The following is a 19,500-nucleotide window of genomic DNA, read 5'->3' as shown; positions in this document are numbered from 1 at the left end:
TCTTTATTCCGCCTGTTTCGATAACGGGCGATCTTTCGGAGATTATCGTGACGAAACCGAATGATATTGTGCCGGCACCGCTGTCGGTGGCCGATGTCTCGCTCGTGGTCCGCGACCTGGCCAGGGTGAGCACGTTTTACCAGCGCATGATCGGTCTGCAGCCATTGGCCACCGATCGCACCGAACACGTGCTCGGTGCCGGCGGGCAGCCGCTGCTGCGCCTGCGGGCCGATCCGCAGGCCCGACTCGCCGACCGACATGCCGCCGGGCTATTCCATACCGCGTTCCTGATGCCGAACCGGGCCGATCTCGGTGCTTGGTTGCACCACGCACTGGCCGCGGATCGGGCTCGGCTGTCGGGCGCCTCCGACCACGCGGTCAGTGAGGCACTGTATCTGGCCGATCCGGAAGGCAATGGCATCGAAATCTATACCGACCGCCCCCGTGCGCAATGGCGATGGGTCGGGGCGGCGGTCGAGATGAGCACGATGCCGCTGGATGTTGACGATCTGCTCCGCGCCGCACGCCCGCGCTGGCAAGGCGTGCCGGAGGCGACTCGTATCGGGCACGTGCATCTTCAGGTCGGCGATATCGACACGGCCGAGGCGTTCTACCGGGACCGGCTTGGGCTGGCGACCACGCACCATCGGCCCGGTGCGCGTTTTTTCGCCAGCGGTGGCTACCACCATCACATCGCAACCAACACCTGGCACAGTGCAGGCGCCGGCGGGCGTACGAACGCAACCACCGGGCTGGCCGCGATGACGCTCGAAGCAACAAGCGACGGCGAGTACGCGCCCGTCGAGGACCGGACGCGGTATTTGGATCCGTGGGGCATCGTGGTCGACGTGGTTCCCCGAACGGCCTCGTCCCGGACGCTGGCGTCATAAGTCATCGGCCGGTGCGGCGGCGCGCGGACTTCCGTTGGCTGATTGCCGCCTCGGGCCGATCAATGACGGGTTTTCATGTCTCGAGTGTCGGAATTGTCCTCGTTTCGCCTATTCTTGTTTGTCGGCGTCGGTTGGAAACGGCGGCGAATCGATACAAATTGAGGAGGATGAACGCATGGGGACAAGAAATCGGCGGCTCGGCGCGGTGGTCGCCCTCGGATGGATGCTGAGTTTCGCGATGAGTGCGAACGCCGCGCCCGATTCGGACACACCATCGCGCTGGGCACCCGTGGTTGCCAAGAACGCGAAGCTCACCCGTATCTCGGATCGATTCGAGTTTACGGAAGGGCCGGCGGCCGATGCCGCGGGCAACGTGTATTTTACCGATCAACCGAACAACAAGATCTGGAAATACGGTACCGACGGCAATCTATCGATCTTCATGAAAGAGGCCGGCCGAGCGAACGGTCTGTATTTCGATGCGAAGCGCAATCTGATCGCGGCCGCGGATGCGCACGGGCAGCTGTGGTCGATTGCGCCGGATGGCCAGGTTCATGTCGTTCTTGATCACATGGAAGACCATCAGATGAACGGGCCGAACGATCTGTGGATTGCGCCCAATGGCGGCATCTATTTCACCGATCCGTACTATCAGCGCGACTACTGGCTGCGTCAGTCCAAGGATCAGCCGGGTGAGGATGTCTATTATCTCGGGCCGGAAACCGACAAGCCGATCAAGGTAGTCGACGATATGATCAAGCCGAACGGCATCATCGGGACGCCGGACGGCAAGACACTCTATGTTTCCGATTTCGGTGGCGAGAAGACATGGCGTTACACCATCGGTGCCGATGGTCGCCTGTCCGGGAAGCAGTTGTTCACGCCGATGCGCTCTGACGGCATGACGCTGGATGATCAGGGCAACGTCTATCTGACGGGCGATGGGGTGACGATCTTCAATCGAGACGGCAAGCGCATCGGCCATATCCCGATCGACGAGGAATGGACGGGTAACGTCACCTTCGCCGGGTCGGATCACCGCACGCTGTTCATCACGGCCAGCCATTCCGTGTTCACACTGCCCATGGCGGTGGCCGGTGCGCCGAGCGTGGTCATGCAGGGCGCGGCCGATACCGAAGACCGCAGCACATCGCCGGCATCGAGCGATACCGTCGAATGAGCCGATCAGGCGCCGGGGCGATCTCGCGACCCGGCGCCTGGCACCTGCCGCCATCCGGGCTGACGATCGTCGGGTGTCTCGCGGCAGCCCCGGCGGGAAACATATCAATCATTGATCGTCTCCCCGACCTTGGCCGGTCGGGAGCGGGAGAGCGGCGGTCGGATGCCAGCTTACGATGCCGTATCCAGGGTCTGGCGATTCGTATTCGGGGCCGTGGCTGCGCTGTCTCGCGTGACGCGCCAGACCGCGTTGGTCAGGTCGTCGGCGATGATCACGGCACCATCCGGAGCCACGCTCACGCCGACCGGGCGGCCACGGGTCTTGTTGTCGCCGGTGAGAAAGCCCGAGACGAAATCCACCGGGTCACCGGTCGGTCGGCCGTTCTCGAACGGGATGAAAACGACCTTGTAGCCGGCCGGGTCGGCGCGGTTCCAGCTGCCGTGTTCCCCGACGAAGACACCGTCTGTGAATCGCCCACCGACAGCCGGGTTGGAGAACGCCACGCCGAGCGGCGCGCGGTGTGAACCCAGGCTGTAATCTGGCGAGATCGCGGTCTGCACCTTGGCCGGATTCGCCGGTTTGACGCGCGAGTCCACATGCTGGCCCCAGTAGCTGTACGGCCAGCCGTAGAAGCCGCCGTCCTGCACGTGCGTGAGATAATCGGGCACCAGATTCGGACCGAGTTCGTCGCGTTCGTTGACGACCGCCCAGAGCCGATCGCTGTCCGGCTGAAAGGTCAGCGCGGTCGGGTTGCGCAGGCCGCTCGCATAGGTTCGATGGGCGCCGGTCGACGGATCGATCTGCCAGATCTCGGCGCGATCGACCTCGGCGTCCATGCCGCGCTCGGTGATGTTGCTGTTCGAGCCGATGCCGACATACAGATAATCGCCGTTGGGACCGGCCGTGAGCGACTTGGTCCAGTGATGGTTGATCTTGGACGGCAGGTCGGTCACCGGCTGCGGCGCGCCCGCGGCGCGCAACTGGCCAGGCTGGTAATCGAAGCGAACGAGCGCATCCTGATTGGCGACGTAGAGTTTGTTGCCGATCAGGGCCAGCCCATAGGGCGCGTTCAAGTGGTCGGCGAAGACCGTGCGGGTCTCGTAGCGCCCGTCGCCGTCGGCATCCCGTAGCAGGGTCAGTCGGTCTCCGCTCTTGACCGAGGTCGTGCCGCGCGACTTGATCACGCTCGCGATGAGATCCTTGGGCTTCATCTTCGGGGCATTGCCGCCGCCCTTGCCCTCGGCCACGAGAATATCGCCATTGGGCAGCACCAGCGTCTGGCGCGGCACCTGCAGATCGGTGGCGATCGCGGTGATGCGATAGCCGTCGGGGACGTTCGGTTTCTGATCGCCCCAGTCGGCCGGCTTGGGAATGGTCATGTTCGGCAGCAGGCCCCGCTGCGGCGCGGGCAGGTCGGGGGTCGGCCCGTACTGCTGCTGTACTGCGGCCACAGACGTGCCGGCGAGCAGCAGGGCCGAAAGCGTGGTGGCCCGAAACAGGATGCGTGTCTTCATAGCGCGCCTCCGGTGCGGCGACGAGAGAATCCGAACAACGTCGCGACAAGCGCGAGCACGGCCACGATGATCGAGAGGATGAGGCCGGTAGGCATCATCGCCCAGGCGTCCCGTGAATGGATCAGCGCATTGAGGAAACCGATCACGCCGGTCAGTACAAGCAGGCCGAAATAGAGAAATCCCGTACCGCGACGATCGGTGCGAAACAGACCGATGACCGCGCATAGCAGGGCGAAACCGTTGAACACGAGGGCGCCGGCGATCAGCCAGGAGGCGAAGGTGCCCCACTGGACGTGATACGACACGGCGTAGGCATAGTCGCTCAGTGCCGCGCCGAGAAACAGGGGGAAGACACCGGAAAGCAATAATCCGTGCAGCGGATTGATGCCACCGGGGCGTGGTCGGGTGGCTGTCGTAAGCACAGCGGGCTCCTTGATGGGCGAGCGAGATATCCGGGGATCGTGGGCGATGGACCGGTTCGTTACCGGTAATATCGCGTATCTGCGAAGCCTGATCAAAGCACAGTGCGTGGGGCCGCTCTCGCCATTTCGACCGCGCCGTCATGCTTGTCGCTTCAGGCATATTGCCTCAGAGATGTCGCCGATCCGATTGACCAGGCCATCGTGTCGGATTGAATCGCGGTCGCCAGGAAGATCCTCGGACCTGGCGGTCCGTGCCGCCGCCCGTACGTCGGCCATCGTGGTATTGATCGGGGCACGCGCTCGCCGTTCAGAGTCGGCAACGCTGGGGCTGGCGATGCGACGCCAGGGACTTGTCGCGCGTGTTCAGCGCGTACCGTCTGGCTTTTCGATCAACATGCCGGTGCTCGGCATCGGCGGGGCCATGACCGGTTGACGGGCCGCGACCCGGAACGATATGTCATATGGTGCGAGCTCGGCATCGGCAGCCTCTGCGGCCTGTATCCGACGTTGCCGCGCGGCAAGCGCGGTCTCCATGCATCGCATCCGACATCCCTGCCAATCGATAGAGCGCACGAGGATCTCCGCAGGCCGGGGCGGGGGCGCCCCAGCTATGTCGAAGCATAAGACGTGCCAGACCGGCCGATTGCGACCGGCATCGCCGGGCGCAATTGCGATCCGCGATGTCATATCCGGTCCGGCGGCGCTGACGGGGCCTCCGCGGCATCACCGGTGCCCAGACGGAACCCCGACAGCAACGCCTGAAGGCGATCGGTCTGTTCGTGAAGGGACTCGGCGGCCGCCGCGGCCTCTTCGACCAGCGCACTGTTCTGCTGGGTATTGGAATCCAGATCCGTAACTGCCTGGTTGACCTGTTCGATGCCGCGACGCTGCTCTTCGCTGGCATCACGAATCTCTTGCATGAGTTGGTGAGCCCGCTCGACTTCGCTGACGACATCATGCATGTGTTTACTCGCGCGGCCGGCCAGTTCGGTGCCGTGTTCGGCCTTGCCGTTGGAGCGCTCGATGAGATCGCGAATCTGCGTGGCGGCGTCGCCCGAGCGTTTGGCCAGGATCCGCACTTCCTCGGCCACGACGGAGAACCCGCGGCCGTGCTCGCCGGCCCGCGCGGCTTCGACCGAGGCATTGAGCGCCAGGATATTCGTCTGGAAGGCGATACCGTCGATGGTGGTGAGAATTTCGGCGACCTGGCGTGACGACTGGTTGATGTCGTCCATGGTGGTCACGACATCGCCGACCACGGCATTGGCGTCGTTGGCGCGGGCGGCGGTGCGATCGGCAGCGGCGTTGCCCTGATCGGCCCGCTCGGCGTTGTGGGCCACGGTCGTGGTCAGTTCTTCCATGGACGCCGCGGTTTCCTGAACGGCGCTGGCCTGGCTTTCGGTGCGTTGAGACAGATCCATGTTGCCGTCGGCGATCTGGCGCGCCGCACCGGTGATCTCACCGCTGGCACGGGCGATTTCCCGCAGCATCGATTGCAGGCGCTCGACGAAGCGATTGAAACTCTGCGAGACGGCCTCGAATTCCAGGCCGCCGTCGACCGGCAGGCGTCGTGTCAGATCGGCATCGCCCGAGGCGAGATCCTCGATGCCGCCGCGCAGTCGCGCCACGCGCGCCATGATCAGCCGCAGCCCGAGCACCACCAGGCCGAGAAAGAGCAGGGCCATCGGGATCTGTGTCCAGCCGAGCCGCGAGAGCACGGCGTCGCTGCTCGCCATGAGCTGGTCGGTGGGAATGGCGCTCGCGACCACCCACGGCGTGTTGTCGATCGGTTGCACTATGAGTGTCTGGTCGGCCCCGTCGGCGTCGAAATGGCGGGGGATCGTCTCGAGGCTCGGTTGTTTCAGGATCTCGCCAACGGCGCGTGCCATCGGCGAGTCGTCGGCGACGGCATCGACGTTCTTCAACAGGACCGGCCGGTCAAGGCGTGTGCTGTTGCTGACCAGCGTACCGTCGCGTTCGACGATGAATATTTCGCCGCCCGTCTGCTTCTCCATGCGGGCGACGAGCGTATTGAAGAAGCCGAGTGTGACGTCGATGGTCGCCACGCTCCAGCGTTGGTTGTCACGGAAGATGCTCATCGCGCAATTGGTGCGCGGTTCCGGACTGGCGTCGTCCTTGTAGGCCTTGGCCCAGGCGCATTCGCCGCGCGGTGCGGCGAGGCCGTGTTTGTACCAGGATTGTTCGAAGTATTTTTTCGAGTCCGGCGTGTTCCAGTAGGTGTTGCGCTGTAGTTCGTCGTTATTGTCGCGGTTGACGAACGTGCTGTCGCGCATGCGCGACGGGTCGCGCTTGTAGGGCAACGGCCATATCCCGCCCCCGGAAATGCTGGTATCCCCGTACTGATTGACCAGGAGAGGCAGCAGGGCGTCGATCCGATCGTTGTCTACCTGGCCGATCGTCTCCGTGATCGTGCGCATCTGCGCATTGACGCGTGTCAGGCGTCGTTCGATCGTCTCGCCGATGGTGGCCAGACGCTGTTCGACCAGTGCCTCGGACTGACTGCGCAGTGCCGGGGCAATGTACAGATTGATGACGACGACGGTTGCCGCGATCAGCACGGCGAAAAAAGCGACGGCAATGAGTGCGTATCGAACCTGCAATGATTTCAGCCGGTGCATGGCCCCGATCTCCCCGGATTTTCGTTATTGAATCCGGTATATCGGCGTCTCGCGTGGAAAGATGAGACTTATCGCGCAGAAAAATGATACCGCTCGCGACCAAGAGGTGATGCCTCGGCCAGTGGCGCGCGCCGGACAGGCAAGATTTGTGTTTTGGCGTGTCGTTATAGGGCCTGTTGATGTTTCGTGCGAGTCCGCGCCGAGTGCGCCCTGAAATTGACGATGGGCGGCAAGACGAGGCGTCGCAGGCATAGCGTGTCATTCTGCGCCAGCCTGCTAGAACGCTGTATTGCCGTCGTGTTCTTGATTTTGGGGCACTTGTCCCGAAGGGTTGGGCCGCCCATGAAAAATCGACGATGGGCGCCCGGCGGCTTTGCGATTCTGGATCGTGGCACGCCACGATCGGCAACGCGCGCCTTGCCGGACACACGGCGGTCTCTCGACGAAAAGGCGCTCGAACGAAACATCAACAGGCCCTGGAAGCGCTTGTCAGCTCTGACCGAGGTAGCGATCCGCTCGATGATTGATCGCGACGATCATATTCAGCACGACAGCGCCGACCACCGATAGCACGACCCGGTCCCAGGGGAGAACGAAAAACGCCACGACCATGATGGCCGCATCGACCACGAGCTGGACATGGCCGGCACGCAGGTCGTAACGATCCTGGATGTAGAGCGCCAGGATATTCACGCCGCCAAGGCTGGCGCGATGACGGAATAACAGCAGGATGCCGAGCCCGATCAGGGCGCCGCCGGCCAGTGCCGCATAGATCAGGTTGATGGTGTCGATATCGACCCAGTGTGGCATGCACCAGGTGAGTGCAGAGAGGCCGGCCACCGCGAGGAAGGTCTTGATCGTGAACGGCCAGCCCATGCGGCGATATGCCAGACCGTAGAACGGCAGATTAATGACGAAGAACACCGGGCCGAAGCTCCAGCCGGTGACGTAACAGATCAGAAGCGCCATGCCGGCGGTACTGCCGATCAGCAGCTGGGCCTGGGCATAGAAGAACAGGCCGAGCGAGGCCACGGCGACGCCAAGCAGCATGGCCAGTGCATCTTCCCAGCGGGCGTGACGCGGTACGGCGGTCCGTGAGGTATCGGGCATGGGCAAGAAACGCTCGGGTACGATGGATGCGCCATGCGGTGCATGAACCAGGCCATATCGTTTGCGCGCTGGCCGATATCGCCGACGTCGAGGTCGCGCCGGCACCGGAAGCCTTCGTCTGGGATCTGGCGGCGAGCTGGGTGACGATCCGGGTGCGCTGGTGGACCGACAGACGTCGCGCCGATGTCGTCCGAGTCCGGGCGCAGGTGCTGCGTGCGATCAAGTACGCCCTCGACGACGCCGGTATCGATATGCCCTATGAGACCCGTGTTGCGCTCTGGCACGATCAGACCGACAGCGTCGACGGCGATCGCAGCCGTCAGCGGGAAGGCTGGCCGGCCGATCCGGCCGATCCGAGCGAGCCGCGCTGGCAGGCACGCCAGCGCCGGCGCGCTGCCAAGGCGGCCTCGGCATCGGATACCGATGACGACGGGTTCGATATGTCGTGCTGAGCGGGGCGGTCGCGGCGTCTATGCGGAACGCGACAGGGCCTGGCCGGCGTCGCCACCGCACCCGCGGCAGCCGATTCGCAATGGCGCGCTGTGCTGTAGTCGCACGCGTCGGTGGCGTGCGCGTTGCCGGGCTGTCTCGGGCCGGGCGATCGGTTCAGATCACCACAGCGGCACAGTCGGCTGCCGCCATCGGCCGGGCGAGATGAAAACCCTGCGCCAGCGGGCAGCCGAGTGAGCGGACCGTATCCATCTGCACGGCGGTCTCGATGCCCTCGGCAATGATTTCCAGCCCGAGGCGCTGGCCGAGTGCGACGATCATTTCGATGATCGCCAGCGTACGGGGTGCCTCGCTCATGCGCTGGATGAAGCTGCGATCGATCTTGAGCGTGTCGAAGGCATACCGATCGAGATAGGCGAGGGACGAATAGCCGGTGCCGAAATCATCGAGCGCGATATGCACGCCGCGCGCCCTGAGTGCTTCGAGCAGCTCGCTGACCTGTTCCGGATTCTGCAGGAACAGCCGCTCCGTGATTTCCAGTTGCACGGCCGTTGGGGGCAGGCCGGTCTCGTCGAGTGCCTGGGTCAGGCGCTCGGAGAAATCGTGCTGGCGCAGTTCGTGGCTCGAGACATTGACGAACAGTTGCAGCGGATCGCGCCCGGTCGCGCGCCGGGCCCGGTTCCAGGCGGCGACCTGTCGACAGCCCGAATAGAGTACCCAGCGCCCGATCGACTCGATCACGCCGATGTCTTCGGCGATGCCGATGAACGTGCCCGGCAGGAGCATCCCCCGGGTCGGATGATGCCAGCGCAGCAGGGCTTCGACGCCGCGGACCTCGGCGCCGGCCAGGTCATAGACGGGCTGGTAATAGAGTTCGAATTCCTCTCGTGCCAGTGCCTGCTTCAACTCGGTCTGGATGGCCAGTTCCGCGACGACATCGGCCCGCATCGATTCGGTGAACAGGCTGTAGCGGCCCGGCCCCTGGGTCTTGGCTGCATACATGGCGGTGTCGGCATCGCGCATCAGGTCCTCGACGGTGTCATAGCCCAGGGCGATGTCGACGATGCCGATGCTGGTGGAAACGAACAGATCGTGGCCGTAAATCCGGAACGCGCGCTCCAGCTCGCGAACCACCCGGGCTGCCAGGGCCATTGCGCGGTCCACGGTCTCGCCGTCGGCATGCAGGATGACGAATTCATCGCCGCTGACCCGAGCCAGCGTGTCGTGTTCGCCCAGACAGTCTTCGAGACGTCGCGCGACATCCACGAGCAACAGATCGCCGGCGCGATGGCCGAGGCTGTCGTTGACGAGCTTGAATCGATCCAGATCCATGAACAACAGAAAACCCGACTGCGCCTCGGGTGGCCCGAGCCGGGCGGAGAGCAGTTGCATCACATGAGCCCGGTTGCGCAGGCCCGTCAGATCATCGTGATAGGCCGCATGCGCGAGCTGGCGCTCGATGCGCTTGCGCTCCTCGAGTTTGGCCTCGAGTGCGATCTTTTCCGCCTCCACGGCACGTGCCTGATCGGCAACCTGCTCGGTTTCCTTGCGTTGGGAAATGTCGCGCTGGACGGAAATCCAGTGCGTGAACCAGCCCGATTCGTTGGCCACCGGGACGATGCTCAACTCCACCCAGAACGGTGTGCCGTTCTTGTGCTGGTTGATCAGCTCGACTTCCACGGGTTTCCAGCGCGACAGGGCACGACGCAGCGTATCCAGCGCGGCCCGGTCCGTATCCTCGCGCTGTAGGATGCGAGGTGTCAGCCCCACGACTTCATCCAGGGCATAGCCGGTGGTCCGTGTGAATGCCGCATTGCAATAGACAATGCGTGGGCCGGGCATATCGATCGGCTCGGCTTCGGTGATCAGCACGGCATCGTTGGCGTGGATGACCACGGATTCGAGCAACCGAAGTCGCTCGCGCACGTTCGTTGTCAATTGCGTCGAGGCAGACACATGGCTCGAGAGCAGAGCGCCGATCTGAGCGGCATGGGTCTTGAGCACGTAGCGCTGGGCCGGCGTCAGTGTCTTTTTGTCGGGCTCGGCCCAATTGTCGGCGAGCAAAAGCGCGCCCTGCAGATCCCGGCCGTTGTCGGCTATGGGAACCAGCACGGCATATTCGACGTCGGCACGGGCGATCTGCGTTGGTAACGCCGGTAGCACCCAGTCATGATCCGTCCGCGTATTCAGCGCTTCAAGCAGATCGACGGGGTCGCGTGGTGCCTCGCGCTGCCACTGATCGGGCACCGCCATATCATCGCAACGGGCGGTCAAGCCCAGGGCGGCCTCGGCCTGCAGCCAGTGCCCGCAATCGGAGACGATGAACAACACCGCCAGCCGGCTCTCGATGGCATGGGCGGCGCTGTGCACGAGCGGTGCGAGCTGCCGGCGGCGCTGATCGCGGGCCAGCGCGCCAAACAGGACCACATCGGGTTCAACAGCGCTCATTGCTCCCCTCGTTCTTGTTCATCATTTCTGGTTGGTTGCCCGATCTAGGCGGGCTTGTTTGGTTATCTCGCCGCATCATCGCGATGTCGGGCCGCGTTGAGTTCTGCTGCGCAGCCCGGTCCTGTCAGCCACAAGGCCGGCGTATGTTCCTCTTGCGAGAAACGACGATGCACAAAAGGCGATTCATGATACGCAGATGACGTCTCACGGATGCACAAGACCAATCCACGATCGAGCATCATCCATCGTGGGCGCACGCCTGTGCCCGGGCCTTCTGATTGTCGTGCGAGCGCTTTCGTCGAGAGTCCGCCGGGCCTCCTGCAGGGCGCGAGTCGCCGATCGTGGCGTGCCACGATCCAGACTGGCAACGCCGCAGGGCGCGGACTTGCACGACAACACATCAACAGGCCCTGGATCGATCATCACCCGTGCAGCGACGGGGGGATGCGGCGGGGCAGCGCGGCGCTTGTGCATCTCGCGAAAACCGCGAACGGCGGCGCCGAACTGACGCGAATTGTCGAAAGTCGGCTATGGATTGTGACGACTCGTCGGCGCGTCGGCTGCGACCAAGCTCATCTCGATGATCCTGCCTGGAGGCAATGCGCGGCCGGCATAGGGGCGAGGAATGAGACGGCGGCCGGGCGAACATATGCGGTCGGTACGGGGCGACGCGCTTCATCACGCCCGCCGAGCCGTCTCGCTCGCGGGCATCGCCACGGTACGGCCCGCTGACGCACGTCGGGTATCCGGCGGGGAATGGGGCCGTGATGCAGGCGCAATGGATCAGCTCGCCCGGCCAGCCGTTCGTCGCGGCCGGCCGGGCGGCCGAACGCCCGCTTTGGCAACGGACACGGACCGGCGGCCGCTGGTCCTGCTTTCGCACGGCACGGGTGGATCGTCGCTGATGATGGCGTGGTGGGGTAGGCGACCAGCCGCGGCGAGCTTCTCTCTGGGGGGCCGGACCATGCGGACGATAGGCGGCGGGATCGCAACGCCGGCTCGCTTACAGATCTTCTGCCCAAACCCGCCGGCGCGATGCGATCGGTGCTGATCGGCCGGAGTTTTCGGGGTTGCACGACGCCGTGGTGGCCATGGACGAAGTGGATCAGGCCTTTGCCGAAGCGCTGGCACGGGCGGCGACGTCGCATCGGAGTGGGCGCGTCCGAGCCGCATTCGTGGTCGCGCCGGTGCTCGGCCGGGCCTTTCTGCCGTCAACCTTGCAAGCCATCACGATACCGGTCGAGATCGTGGCCGCAGCGTCGACGACGCCATGACTGCGGCAAGCAATGCCATGTTTCTGGCACATCACCGGCCACGCGCCGGATTGGTTCTGCTTTCGAACGTCGGGCACAACACTTTTCTGGCCACGTGTACCGATATCGGGGTACAGACACAGCCGGCCCTGGTCGGGCGCGCTGGTCCGTTGCGGTCGCCGGTCAGCCGACGTCGAAAGCCGGGGGCGGAGGCGGCCGCCGCAACATCAGGTTCGCCAGCTCGCTTGCCGGTGCCGGACGTGCGAAGAGAAACCCTTGGAACTCGTGACAGCCGATGCCACGCAAGTAGTCAGCCTGGCCGCTGGTCTCGATACCCTCGGCGGTCAGCGTCATGCCGAGACCCTTGGCAATGTCGAGCACGGCATGGACGATGACCTGGCTATCCTGTCGTGTTTCCAGATCCTGGATGAAGGCTCGATCGAGTTTGATCTTGTCGAACGGGAACAGACGCAGATAACTCAGCGAGGAGTAGCCGGTGCCGAAATCGTCCAGGGCAACCCGTACGCCGAGCGCGCGAATACGACGCAGGGTTTCGAGTGCGGCCTGTGGGTTGGTCACCAGTACCGTCTCGGTGACCTCGATTTCCAGCCGCCGCGGGGCGAGCCGTGTGGTCTTCAGAATCGAGCGGATACGCTCGTGCAGGCCCTGGTCGCGAAACTGCGCCGGTGAGACATTGACCGCGACACGGCGGTTGTTGTCCCACGTCGCGGCTTCGCGACAGGCCTGTTCGATCACCCAGCTGCCGATCGGCACGATCAGGCCGTTTTCCTCGGCCAGCGGGATGAATTCGGCGGGCGAGATCATCCCGCGTTCGGCGTGCTGCCAGCGGATGAGAGCTTCACAGCCCGTGATCGCCCCGCTGGCGGCATCGATGAACGGCTGGTAATGCAAAAATAGTTCATCGCGGTCGAGCGCCGAGCGCAGATCCTGGATCAGGCGCTGGCGCACCTGGAGCTTGCGATCCATCGTTGCGGAAAAGAAACGAAAGCTGCCGCGGCCCTCGGTCTTGGCGCGATACAGGGCGGAGTCGGCATTCTTGAGAATCTCGTCGGTTGTATCGCCGTCGGCCGGCGCAAAGGCCACGCCGATGCTCGCGCCGACCGTGAGCGAAATGCCGTCGATCGTGATCGGCCGGCTGGCGGCGGCGATCAGGTCACGACATAGCGACTCGATCGAATCGGTCGCCAGACGCCACGTCTGCACGACGAACTCGTCATCGCCCAGACGCGCGACGAATTCGTTGGCCTCGACGTTGTCCTGGAGTCGGCGCGCGATCTCCACGAGCAGTCGGTCGCCGGCGTGATGCCCGAAGCCCTCGTTGACGGCCTTGAAACCGTCGAGGTCGATGCTCAACAAAGTGAAAGCGCGCCCCCGAGTCAGCGCACGACGGATCAACGCATTGAATTGGGTGCGGTTGGGCAGGTCGGTCAAGGTGTCGTGATGCGTCAGATGCGCGGCACGTGCCTGGGCCCGGCGGGCGACGGTGATATCGGCCATCACGCCGCGATATCCGGAGAACGCGCCGGCCCGGTCGTAAATCGGGCGTCCGGATAGCGAGAACCAGCAGGTCTGTTCATTGATGCCAAGCGGTACGACGATATCGCGGAACGACTCGCGTGCCGCGAAATGATCGTCGATCTGGGCGAGTGTTTCGGTGTTGCCGTCCATACCGGCATCCGTGAGCGTCTCCGCGATGGGGCGACCGCTCAGTGTCTGTTTCGACACATCGAGCGCATCGGCAAAACGGATCGAGGGATCCACGATCCGCAGGGCGGTGTCGGTCTGCCAGAGCCAGTCGCTCGATTGGTCTTCGTGTTCCTTCAGGATGAGGCCGATCGTCTCGTTCTTCTGCTCCAGCTCGAGCTGCTGACGAATCGACTGCCGAAAGATTGCTGAATGCTGACGAATGATGTGTAACCCGGCTCCGACGCCGACTGTGTACAGCGCGGTGAGCGCCGCACGCTCCCAGTCGATACCGGCCAGGACAGCGGCTGCAACCGCCACGCCGAGCTGCGTGAACATGAAGGCAATGGCCGTCAACAATACCGGTGCATGAACGAAGGATGCCGCCCAGAAGGTGCCCAGAAACAATACGATCATGTAGGCGAATGGAAATCCGTCCGTCTCCATGGTGACCCAGACAGGAAAGCTGGTCAGAATCGCCGCGGTGAGGATGCTCCATGCGATGAACGGCACGACGGCTGTCATCGGTGCCGGAACCGGAGGCTGGCGCGTGTTGCGTCGCGCCACCACGACCCGTATCACGCAGACCGCGATGACCAGGACGTACCAGGTCAGGATGGTCGCGCCCCAGTCCGAATAGAAGAACAGGGTGGTCATGGTGGCCGCGAACATGAAACTGAACAGGCCACGCTCCACGTTGTGCTCGGCCGCGTGAATCTGGCGGCCACGAACGATATCGGCCTCGCCGGTTCGCCACGATGATGTCGTGCCGAGGTCAGGCTCTCTGTTGTCCGACATCGCGACCATGGCCGTCCCTGAGCAGCTGTTATTGCGCTTGTGCGTCGATCATCTATCGAAATTCGTGGACTGTTAAGAAATTCCTGTCAATCTTTTTCGTTTCCGTAAACGGGCTCGGAACGAATTGCAGGACCGTGACACGAGATGAAGCGTCGAATATCGCAATTGTTGTCGCCGGGCATTTCTCGCGTTGCGCCAGGGCGAATACACTTGAATTGCATGCGACCTGCGCTATACATCGTGTAATGTGTTGTATGCTGCATTATTCGAAATTTTCCGTGATATGCGGTTACCGTCGGGTGTCAGCGCGTCTGGTGTGAGCGATGGGATGGCTGCGGGACATCGCGTGTCGTGCCGCGGCATATCACGGTTGCGGCGTATTGGCCGGGGGGCGTGTTTGTGGTGTGGCAATCGATAGACGGGACAGGCCTGGGTATCGCGTCGTGATCGCTGATCCGCGCGGTTCGATCACGCTGACGGCTATCGTGCCCGGACAGCGAGGCACGCTGGCGAATCTGTATCAACTCTACCTGCACGACATGTCGGCCTTCGTTTCGTTGGAACTCGACACCTCAGGGCGGTTTGTCTTCGATGGCGACACGCTGGATCAATACTTCAGGGCGGCCGGTGGCACGGCTTATTTCATCCGGTATGGCCGCGCGATAGCCGGCTTCGTTCTGGTCAGGCGTTATCCACCATCTCCGTCGATCTTCGATATCGAACAGTTTTTCGTATTACGCGGATATCGTGGTCTGGGCGTGGGCAGGCAGGCACTCGCGGGGTGTCTGGCTCGTCATCCCGGGCGCTGGCAGATTCGGGTGATGCACGAAAACCGACCGGCGCAGGCGTTCTGGCAACGGGCGATCGCCGAACTCACGGGCGGGCGATACGTGCAGGCCGAGGCCTGCGACGGCGATCTGCCGATGTGTTTCTTCACCTTCGCCAGCCCCTGACCCGATCACGGATCGGCGGCGTTTTCGACCGACGTGGCGGCGTGGCGCGCGGCCATGATGCCGAATGCCGCGGGGGCGCCGTGCCTTTTACAGCAGGCCGCGGCGCGGTTTGATGAATGCCCCGGCAACGAAAAGCACGCTGCACAGGATCACGCCGTAGACGTTGATGCCGAGTGTCTGTGCATATGCGCCGGTGCCGATGGCCACGAATCCCGGAATCGTCGGTAATTGCACGATGTCCTGCAGTGCCAGCAGCACGCCGATGGCCACGCCCGGCCAGAGCGCGAGATGGAACGACAGCTTGCCGGCGGGCTTGAGCCAGCCGAGCAGGAAGATCGGCGCCAGCCCCATGATCGCCGTGCCGCTGATCGTGGTCGCGGCGATGACGGCTGGGCCGACGCCATTGATATAGATGGCCAGCAGGGGCAGGTTGCCGATGATCGCGATGACCCACATCGCCCGTCGGCCGGCGGCCTGCTGGTAGATCGTCGGTGCGCCCTCGGCCATCGGCCAGTCGCGGGCGCTGAATTTCGCCGTGGACGTCATCACCGAATCCAGCGTGGAACCGGCACTGGCCAGCATCACCGCATTGAAGAGCAACATCATGCCCAGACCGACGGCTGCTGGTACGGCCACGGCCACCGAGGGCGTCGGGGCGATCTGGTGCGCCAGCGCATAGAGTCCCGCGGTCGAGAAGCCGACGATGCACAGACCGCCGAGCAACGCCGCGATCACGAAGCTGATGAGCATCGCCGCCGGTCGATTGACGAAGGCACGATCGGTGAGCACCGGGTCGTGAAATCCGTACGACAGGGTTTGTACGAGTGCCAGGGCGAGAAATGTCAGGCCACCGGCGCGCATGGTGGATGAAACGGCGCCATTGGCCACGCTGGGTACCCCGATCTGCAGTACGTCGGGCGCGAGCACGGCCAGCGTGACCACGAGCAGGACGAGCAGCATGATCATCTGCAGCCCGTCGGTCACGATCGAGCTGCGCAGCCCGCCGCGCAGGCTGTAATAGAGCGTCAACAGAGTCAGGCCGACCGCGGCGATCCAGTAGCCCTCGCTGCCTTCCGCGCCGAAATACAGCGCCGCAACCTTGGTGTTGGACCACACCTCGTTGAACAGCCGGATCGCGATCACGATCAGGAACAGATGCGCGGCGCGTGCGCCGTATTTCGTTTTCAGAAACGAGGGCAGCGAACTGAAGCCGCCGCGCGTGCGCATGAAGTAGACGGCCATGCCGACCACCACGAATGCGAGCCAGTAGCTGGCGTAGGCTACGCCACCCAACCAACCGAAATCGGCTGTCAGGTTCATGGCGTTGTTGACGCTCTTGGCCATGACCCAGGAGATGGCCGCGGATGCGCCGAGCAGGATGATGCCCGGCGCTTCACCGCTGCGGGACTGGCCGACGAAGAAACCGGTCGGCCCGGCCCGTCGCCTCGTGACCAGGAGAATCACGACAGCATAGACAAGCAGCAGGGCCCATGGCAGCACGTGCAGCGTGAGGAACTTGGCGGTCACAGTCGACCCCGCTCGTTGATGTCATACCAGCCGTCGGGCCCTGGCTTGCCGAGCTGCGAAAGAACGCGCTTGAGCCGGTCGTCGGCGCCGGCGCGCGCCCGTAGACGCACGTCCAGTTGATATCGCTGATTGGCCGTCACGTCGGCGTGTCCGGTCAGCGCCAGGGGGCCGCGGCTGTCGGTGATGGTCGCCCGTATGCCGTTATCGTCCATGCTGGCCAGATCGACATCGAACCGGCCGAGCGCGAGCGCGGGATTGAGCAGCTCGTAACGGGTGTTGGTGATGTTCACGTGCCCGGCCAGTGTCGTGATGTCCAGGTCGTCGTCGAAGTCGAGTCGGTCGATATCGGCGGCGAGGCGGCCGGAGGTCGGCACGAAGGTATAACCGCCGAGCCGGGCGGCCCAGCCGAGCGTTGCCTCGCCCGATAGATCGGCGATTCGATTATAGCCGAGCAGCGTCCGTGTATAAGTGGCCGACAGGTTGCCCAGATCGGTGCTGAGTTTGATATCGGACGTGACGCGTCCGAGCAGCAGGCTGGCCGGCCGTATACGCCAGCTCACGTTATCGATGCCGCCGTCGGGCAACGAGACATAGGCGGCCTCACCGTTGAATACGGTACCGGTCACGCCGTTGAAGCGCAGTGGCGTGGCGCCGGCCAGCCAGCCGGTGACCACGGCTGCCGGCAGATAGGCGACGATGCCGATCAGAAAGAAGACGAGCCCAATGACGCCGTAGAGAATGCGTCTGTCTTTCATGCTGCCCCCCGAACCAGCGTCAGGCGGGCTTCGACCTGGCCCGGCGTGTCACTCTCTCGCGAGATGGTGGCTTGCGAAACGGTGATGCCGTACTGGGTCTGCAGCGACTGCAGCCAGAAGACCATCTGGTCGAATCCGGCCTGCTGCAGGCTGACCACGGCCTTGTCGTCATTCTGCGGCTGGATATGCGTGACGGCGGTGCCGAGCTGGTTGGCACGGCTGCTGGCATCGATGATCGACAACAGCGAGTCGTTCGCGCCGGCCGGCCGGGTGTTGGCGCCGGACGAGCGCAGCAGTTCGGCCTCATTGCGAATCCCGAGCATCCACCGTGCCTGGTTGGCCTCGGCGGTCACGCCGGTGCGAGCGTTTTCGAGGGCGGTATTCAGCGGCGACCACAGCGCGTAGTAGAACAGGGCCAGAAGCACCACGACAGCCGCCGCCGACACCATCACGCGCTCGCGCGGGGCGAGCCCGTTGAACCAGTCTCTGAACGCGTTCATGAGTTCTGTCCCTGGGTGAGCGAGGCCCGGATCTGCACGCCGGATGCGCTGGCATCGGCGCTCTGTACCGAGAGCTGGATATCCTGTTGCTGGGCGAAACCGGCCCGCAGCGTTTCGACCGACTGCACGTTATCGCCGTTGATCGACAGATCGAGCTCGCCATTGCGGTACTGCATGGCCTGGACCTGCAGGGCATCGGTGGCGCCTGTTACGGACGCCGTGGCCTGCAGCATGGCGAACAGCCCGCCACCCCCACCGGCGCCGCGCAGGCTGCGTATGCCCTGTTCGGCCTGAACACGCAGATCGTTGATGTTCTGTACGTCCGGGAACGCACCGTGAAAGGCCGCCAGCGTCTGTTGGTGCAGGGCCTCGATACGGTTGTCGAGTTGCCAGGTCTCGATGGCCCGGCCGGCGATCGCCACGACCAGCCATGTCGCGGCCAGCGCGCCAGTGAGCACGAAGGGCCGCCAACGCGACTCGAACTGCGACTGTCGTGCGAAATCCCCCTGGCGCAGGTTGATGGGATGTCGATGAGCCTCGCCATTGTCGAGTAGAACCCCGATCAGTGCGTCGGCACCGGCATGGGCATGCGGCGTCAGTTCCGGCTTCGGCTCGATGGCGTCGAAGCCCTGCAGGGCGTTGATGGCATCGGCCGAACGGGCATGGATATGGATGGTCGCCGGCGGGGCGAGCGCACCGGCGAGCATCGGCCAGAGATCGCGCTCGCAGGCGAATGCATCCGCCGGACCGGTCCGCACGAGCACGCGATCGTCGAACAGCGCGAGTTGCCACGCCTCGGGTCCGGGCGCTGGCAGGGTCAGGGCATCCGGTAGCACGCGTACGACATCGAGCCCGGCCGTTTCAAACGCGTCGCACCAGGCCTGCATGCGTGTCGCGTCCACGACCGCCACCGGCGTTTCCTGACCGCTGGCGGCGGTGCCCGGGGCAAAATGAAGCGCCTCGATGCGGCCGGCCAACCGGTCCTCCAGGGCGAAGCGCGCTGCGGCCAGCCGTCGTTTGGGCTGTCGGATCGGGGGCAGGGCGACGCGGGTGAGCAGGGTTTCTTCGCCCGGGACGAGCACCACGGCTTCGTTGTCGACGAACGCTGTCCCGGCCTCTTCGAGCGTGCCGCGCACGATGCCGTGCATCGGATCGCGCCAGATCGCGGTTTCGCCGTCGTAATAGAGTGTCCGCCGTTGGGCCACGCGTCATCTCTCCCTGTTCGAGCGGTTGGGCGCCATGCGTTTGGGTATGGCGTCGAGTCTATCGCAACTGATCGTCCGGGCCATGCGACGGGCCGGATCTGTTTGCAGGCGTCGGCGGGCCGCGCCGTGATCGGGGCACGCACCGGTGTGAC

At 64.1% G+C, this 19,500-nt stretch carries 15 protein-coding genes and 1 pseudogene; 6 read left to right on the top strand and 10 right to left on the bottom strand.

Annotated features, from left to right (window positions below; translation table 11 throughout):
- Positions 1 to 47: 47 nt before the first annotated feature.
- Entirely contained in the window at positions 48 to 890 is an 843-nt protein-coding gene (locus D3260_RS14355; protein ID WP_233544093.1) for a VOC family protein, read from the top strand.
- 175 nt (positions 891 to 1,065) lie between these two features.
- Entirely contained in the window at positions 1,066 to 2,070 is a 1,005-nt protein-coding gene (locus D3260_RS14350; protein WP_120099300.1) for an SMP-30/gluconolactonase/LRE family protein, read from the top strand.
- A 170-nt stretch (positions 2,071 to 2,240) separates the two neighbouring features.
- Here the strand turns inward: D3260_RS14350 and D3260_RS14345 are convergent, their stop codons facing one another.
- The 4 genes from D3260_RS14345 to D3260_RS14330 form a co-directional block, all read right to left on the bottom strand.
- A complete protein-coding gene (locus D3260_RS14345) occupies positions 2,241 to 3,584 on the bottom strand; it encodes a sorbosone dehydrogenase family protein (RefSeq protein WP_120099299.1) in 1,344 nt (447 codons plus the stop codon).
- Entirely contained in the window at positions 3,581 to 4,006 is a 426-nt protein-coding gene (locus tag D3260_RS14340; RefSeq protein WP_120099298.1) for a DUF2231 domain-containing protein, read from the bottom strand. Before D3260_RS14340 ends, D3260_RS14345 begins: the two co-directional genes overlap by 4 nt.
- A 683-nt stretch (positions 4,007 to 4,689) precedes the next feature.
- A complete protein-coding gene (locus D3260_RS14335) occupies positions 4,690 to 6,645 on the bottom strand; it encodes a methyl-accepting chemotaxis protein (protein ID WP_120099297.1) in 1,956 nt (651 codons plus the stop codon).
- Between the two features lie 489 nt (positions 6,646 to 7,134).
- The gene (locus D3260_RS14330) at positions 7,135 to 7,755 is read right to left on the bottom strand and encodes a YitT family protein (RefSeq protein WP_120099296.1); all 621 of its coding nucleotides are present in this window, start codon (positions 7,753 to 7,755) and stop codon (positions 7,135 to 7,137) included.
- 38 nt (positions 7,756 to 7,793) lie between these two features.
- Between D3260_RS14330 and D3260_RS14325 the strand changes: the two genes are divergently transcribed.
- Complete coding sequence (locus D3260_RS14325; protein WP_147418209.1) at positions 7,794 to 8,207, top strand: mechanosensitive ion channel family protein; 414 nt, start codon at positions 7,794 to 7,796, stop codon at positions 8,205 to 8,207.
- 154 nt (positions 8,208 to 8,361) lie between these two features.
- Here D3260_RS14325 and D3260_RS14320 read toward each other — a convergent pair whose 3' ends face one another.
- Complete coding sequence (locus D3260_RS14320; RefSeq protein ID WP_120099294.1) at positions 8,362 to 10,653, bottom strand: bifunctional diguanylate cyclase/phosphodiesterase; 2,292 nt, start codon at positions 10,651 to 10,653, stop codon at positions 8,362 to 8,364.
- A gap of 1,070 nt (positions 10,654 to 11,723) precedes the next feature.
- Between D3260_RS14320 and D3260_RS14315 the strand changes: the two genes are divergently transcribed.
- The gene (locus tag D3260_RS14315) at positions 11,724 to 11,927 is read left to right on the top strand and encodes a hypothetical protein (protein ID WP_120099293.1); all 204 of its coding nucleotides are present in this window, start codon (positions 11,724 to 11,726) and stop codon (positions 11,925 to 11,927) included.
- Positions 11,928 to 11,939: 12 nt separating this feature from the next.
- Positions 11,940 to 12,185, top strand: a pseudogene (locus tag D3260_RS18175) (hypothetical protein); the annotation flags it as partial.
- Here D3260_RS18175 and D3260_RS14310 read toward each other — a convergent pair.
- Positions 12,090 to 13,949, bottom strand: coding sequence for a putative bifunctional diguanylate cyclase/phosphodiesterase (locus D3260_RS14310; protein WP_370456314.1), 1,860 nt, complete (start codon positions 13,947 to 13,949; stop codon positions 12,090 to 12,092). The pseudogene D3260_RS18175 and the gene D3260_RS14310 overlap by 96 nt on opposite strands.
- Before the next feature lie 902 nt (positions 13,950 to 14,851).
- On the opposite strand from D3260_RS14310, the gene D3260_RS14305 reads away from it, so the two are divergent.
- Positions 14,852 to 15,361 carry a GNAT family N-acetyltransferase gene (locus D3260_RS14305; protein WP_158583551.1) on the top strand — a complete coding sequence of 170 codons (510 nt, stop codon included), beginning with the start codon at positions 14,852 to 14,854 and terminating at the stop codon, positions 15,359 to 15,361.
- Between the two features lie 87 nt (positions 15,362 to 15,448).
- Here D3260_RS14305 and D3260_RS14300 read toward each other — a convergent pair whose 3' ends face one another.
- Genes D3260_RS14300 through gspL form a run of 4 tightly spaced genes read right to left on the bottom strand, consistent with a single transcriptional unit; the run spans position 15,449 to position 19,348 of the window.
- Positions 15,449 to 16,888, bottom strand: a complete 1,440-nt coding sequence (locus tag D3260_RS14300) for a Na+/proline symporter (RefSeq protein ID WP_120099291.1) — start codon at positions 16,886 to 16,888, stop codon at positions 15,449 to 15,451.
- Positions 16,885 to 17,643: a type II secretion system protein N gene (locus D3260_RS14295; protein WP_120099290.1), complete on the bottom strand. Its 759-nt coding sequence runs from the start codon at positions 17,641 to 17,643 to the stop codon at positions 16,885 to 16,887. The genes D3260_RS14300 and D3260_RS14295 overlap by 4 nt, the downstream gene beginning before the upstream one ends.
- Entirely contained in the window at positions 17,640 to 18,143 is a 504-nt protein-coding gene (gene gspM, locus D3260_RS14290; RefSeq protein ID WP_120099289.1) for a type II secretion system protein GspM, read from the bottom strand. The genes D3260_RS14295 and gspM overlap by 4 nt, the downstream gene beginning before the upstream one ends.
- Positions 18,140 to 19,348, bottom strand: coding sequence for a type II secretion system protein GspL (gspL, locus tag D3260_RS14285; protein WP_233544092.1), 1,209 nt, complete (start codon positions 19,346 to 19,348; stop codon positions 18,140 to 18,142). Before gspL ends, gspM begins: the two co-directional genes overlap by 4 nt.
- Positions 19,349 to 19,500 lie beyond the last annotated feature (152 nt).

The sequence above is a fragment of the Salinisphaera sp. Q1T1-3 genome (assembly GCF_003602005.1).
GTDB lineage: Bacteria > Pseudomonadota > Gammaproteobacteria > Nevskiales > Salinisphaeraceae > Salinisphaera.
The sequence above is the reverse complement of the archived record's forward strand: the minus strand, read 5'-3'. Positions and strand labels throughout refer to the sequence as shown.

Coding starts and splice junctions, on each gene's coding strand:
- D3260_RS14350 (WP_120099300.1), top strand. CDS start 1,066: ATGGGGACAAGAAATCGGCGGCTCGGCGCGGTGGTCGCCCTCGGATGG.
- D3260_RS14345 (WP_120099299.1), bottom strand. CDS start 3,584: ATGAAGACACGCATCCTGTTTCGGGCCACCACGCTTTCGGCCCTGCTG.
- D3260_RS14335 (WP_120099297.1), bottom strand. CDS start 6,645: ATGCACCGGCTGAAATCATTGCAGGTTCGATACGCACTCATTGCCGTC.
- D3260_RS14330 (WP_120099296.1), bottom strand. CDS start 7,755: ATGCCCGATACCTCACGGACCGCCGTACCGCGTCACGCCCGCTGGGAA.
- D3260_RS14320 (WP_120099294.1), bottom strand. CDS start 10,653: ATGAGCGCTGTTGAACCCGATGTGGTCCTGTTTGGCGCGCTGGCCCGC.
- D3260_RS14310 (WP_370456314.1), bottom strand. CDS start 13,949: ATGTTCACGCAGCTCGGCGTGGCGGTTGCAGCCGCTGTCCTGGCCGGT.
- D3260_RS14295 (WP_120099290.1), bottom strand. CDS start 17,643: ATGAAAGACAGACGCATTCTCTACGGCGTCATTGGGCTCGTCTTCTTT.
- gspM (WP_120099289.1), bottom strand. CDS start 18,143: ATGAACGCGTTCAGAGACTGGTTCAACGGGCTCGCCCCGCGCGAGCGC.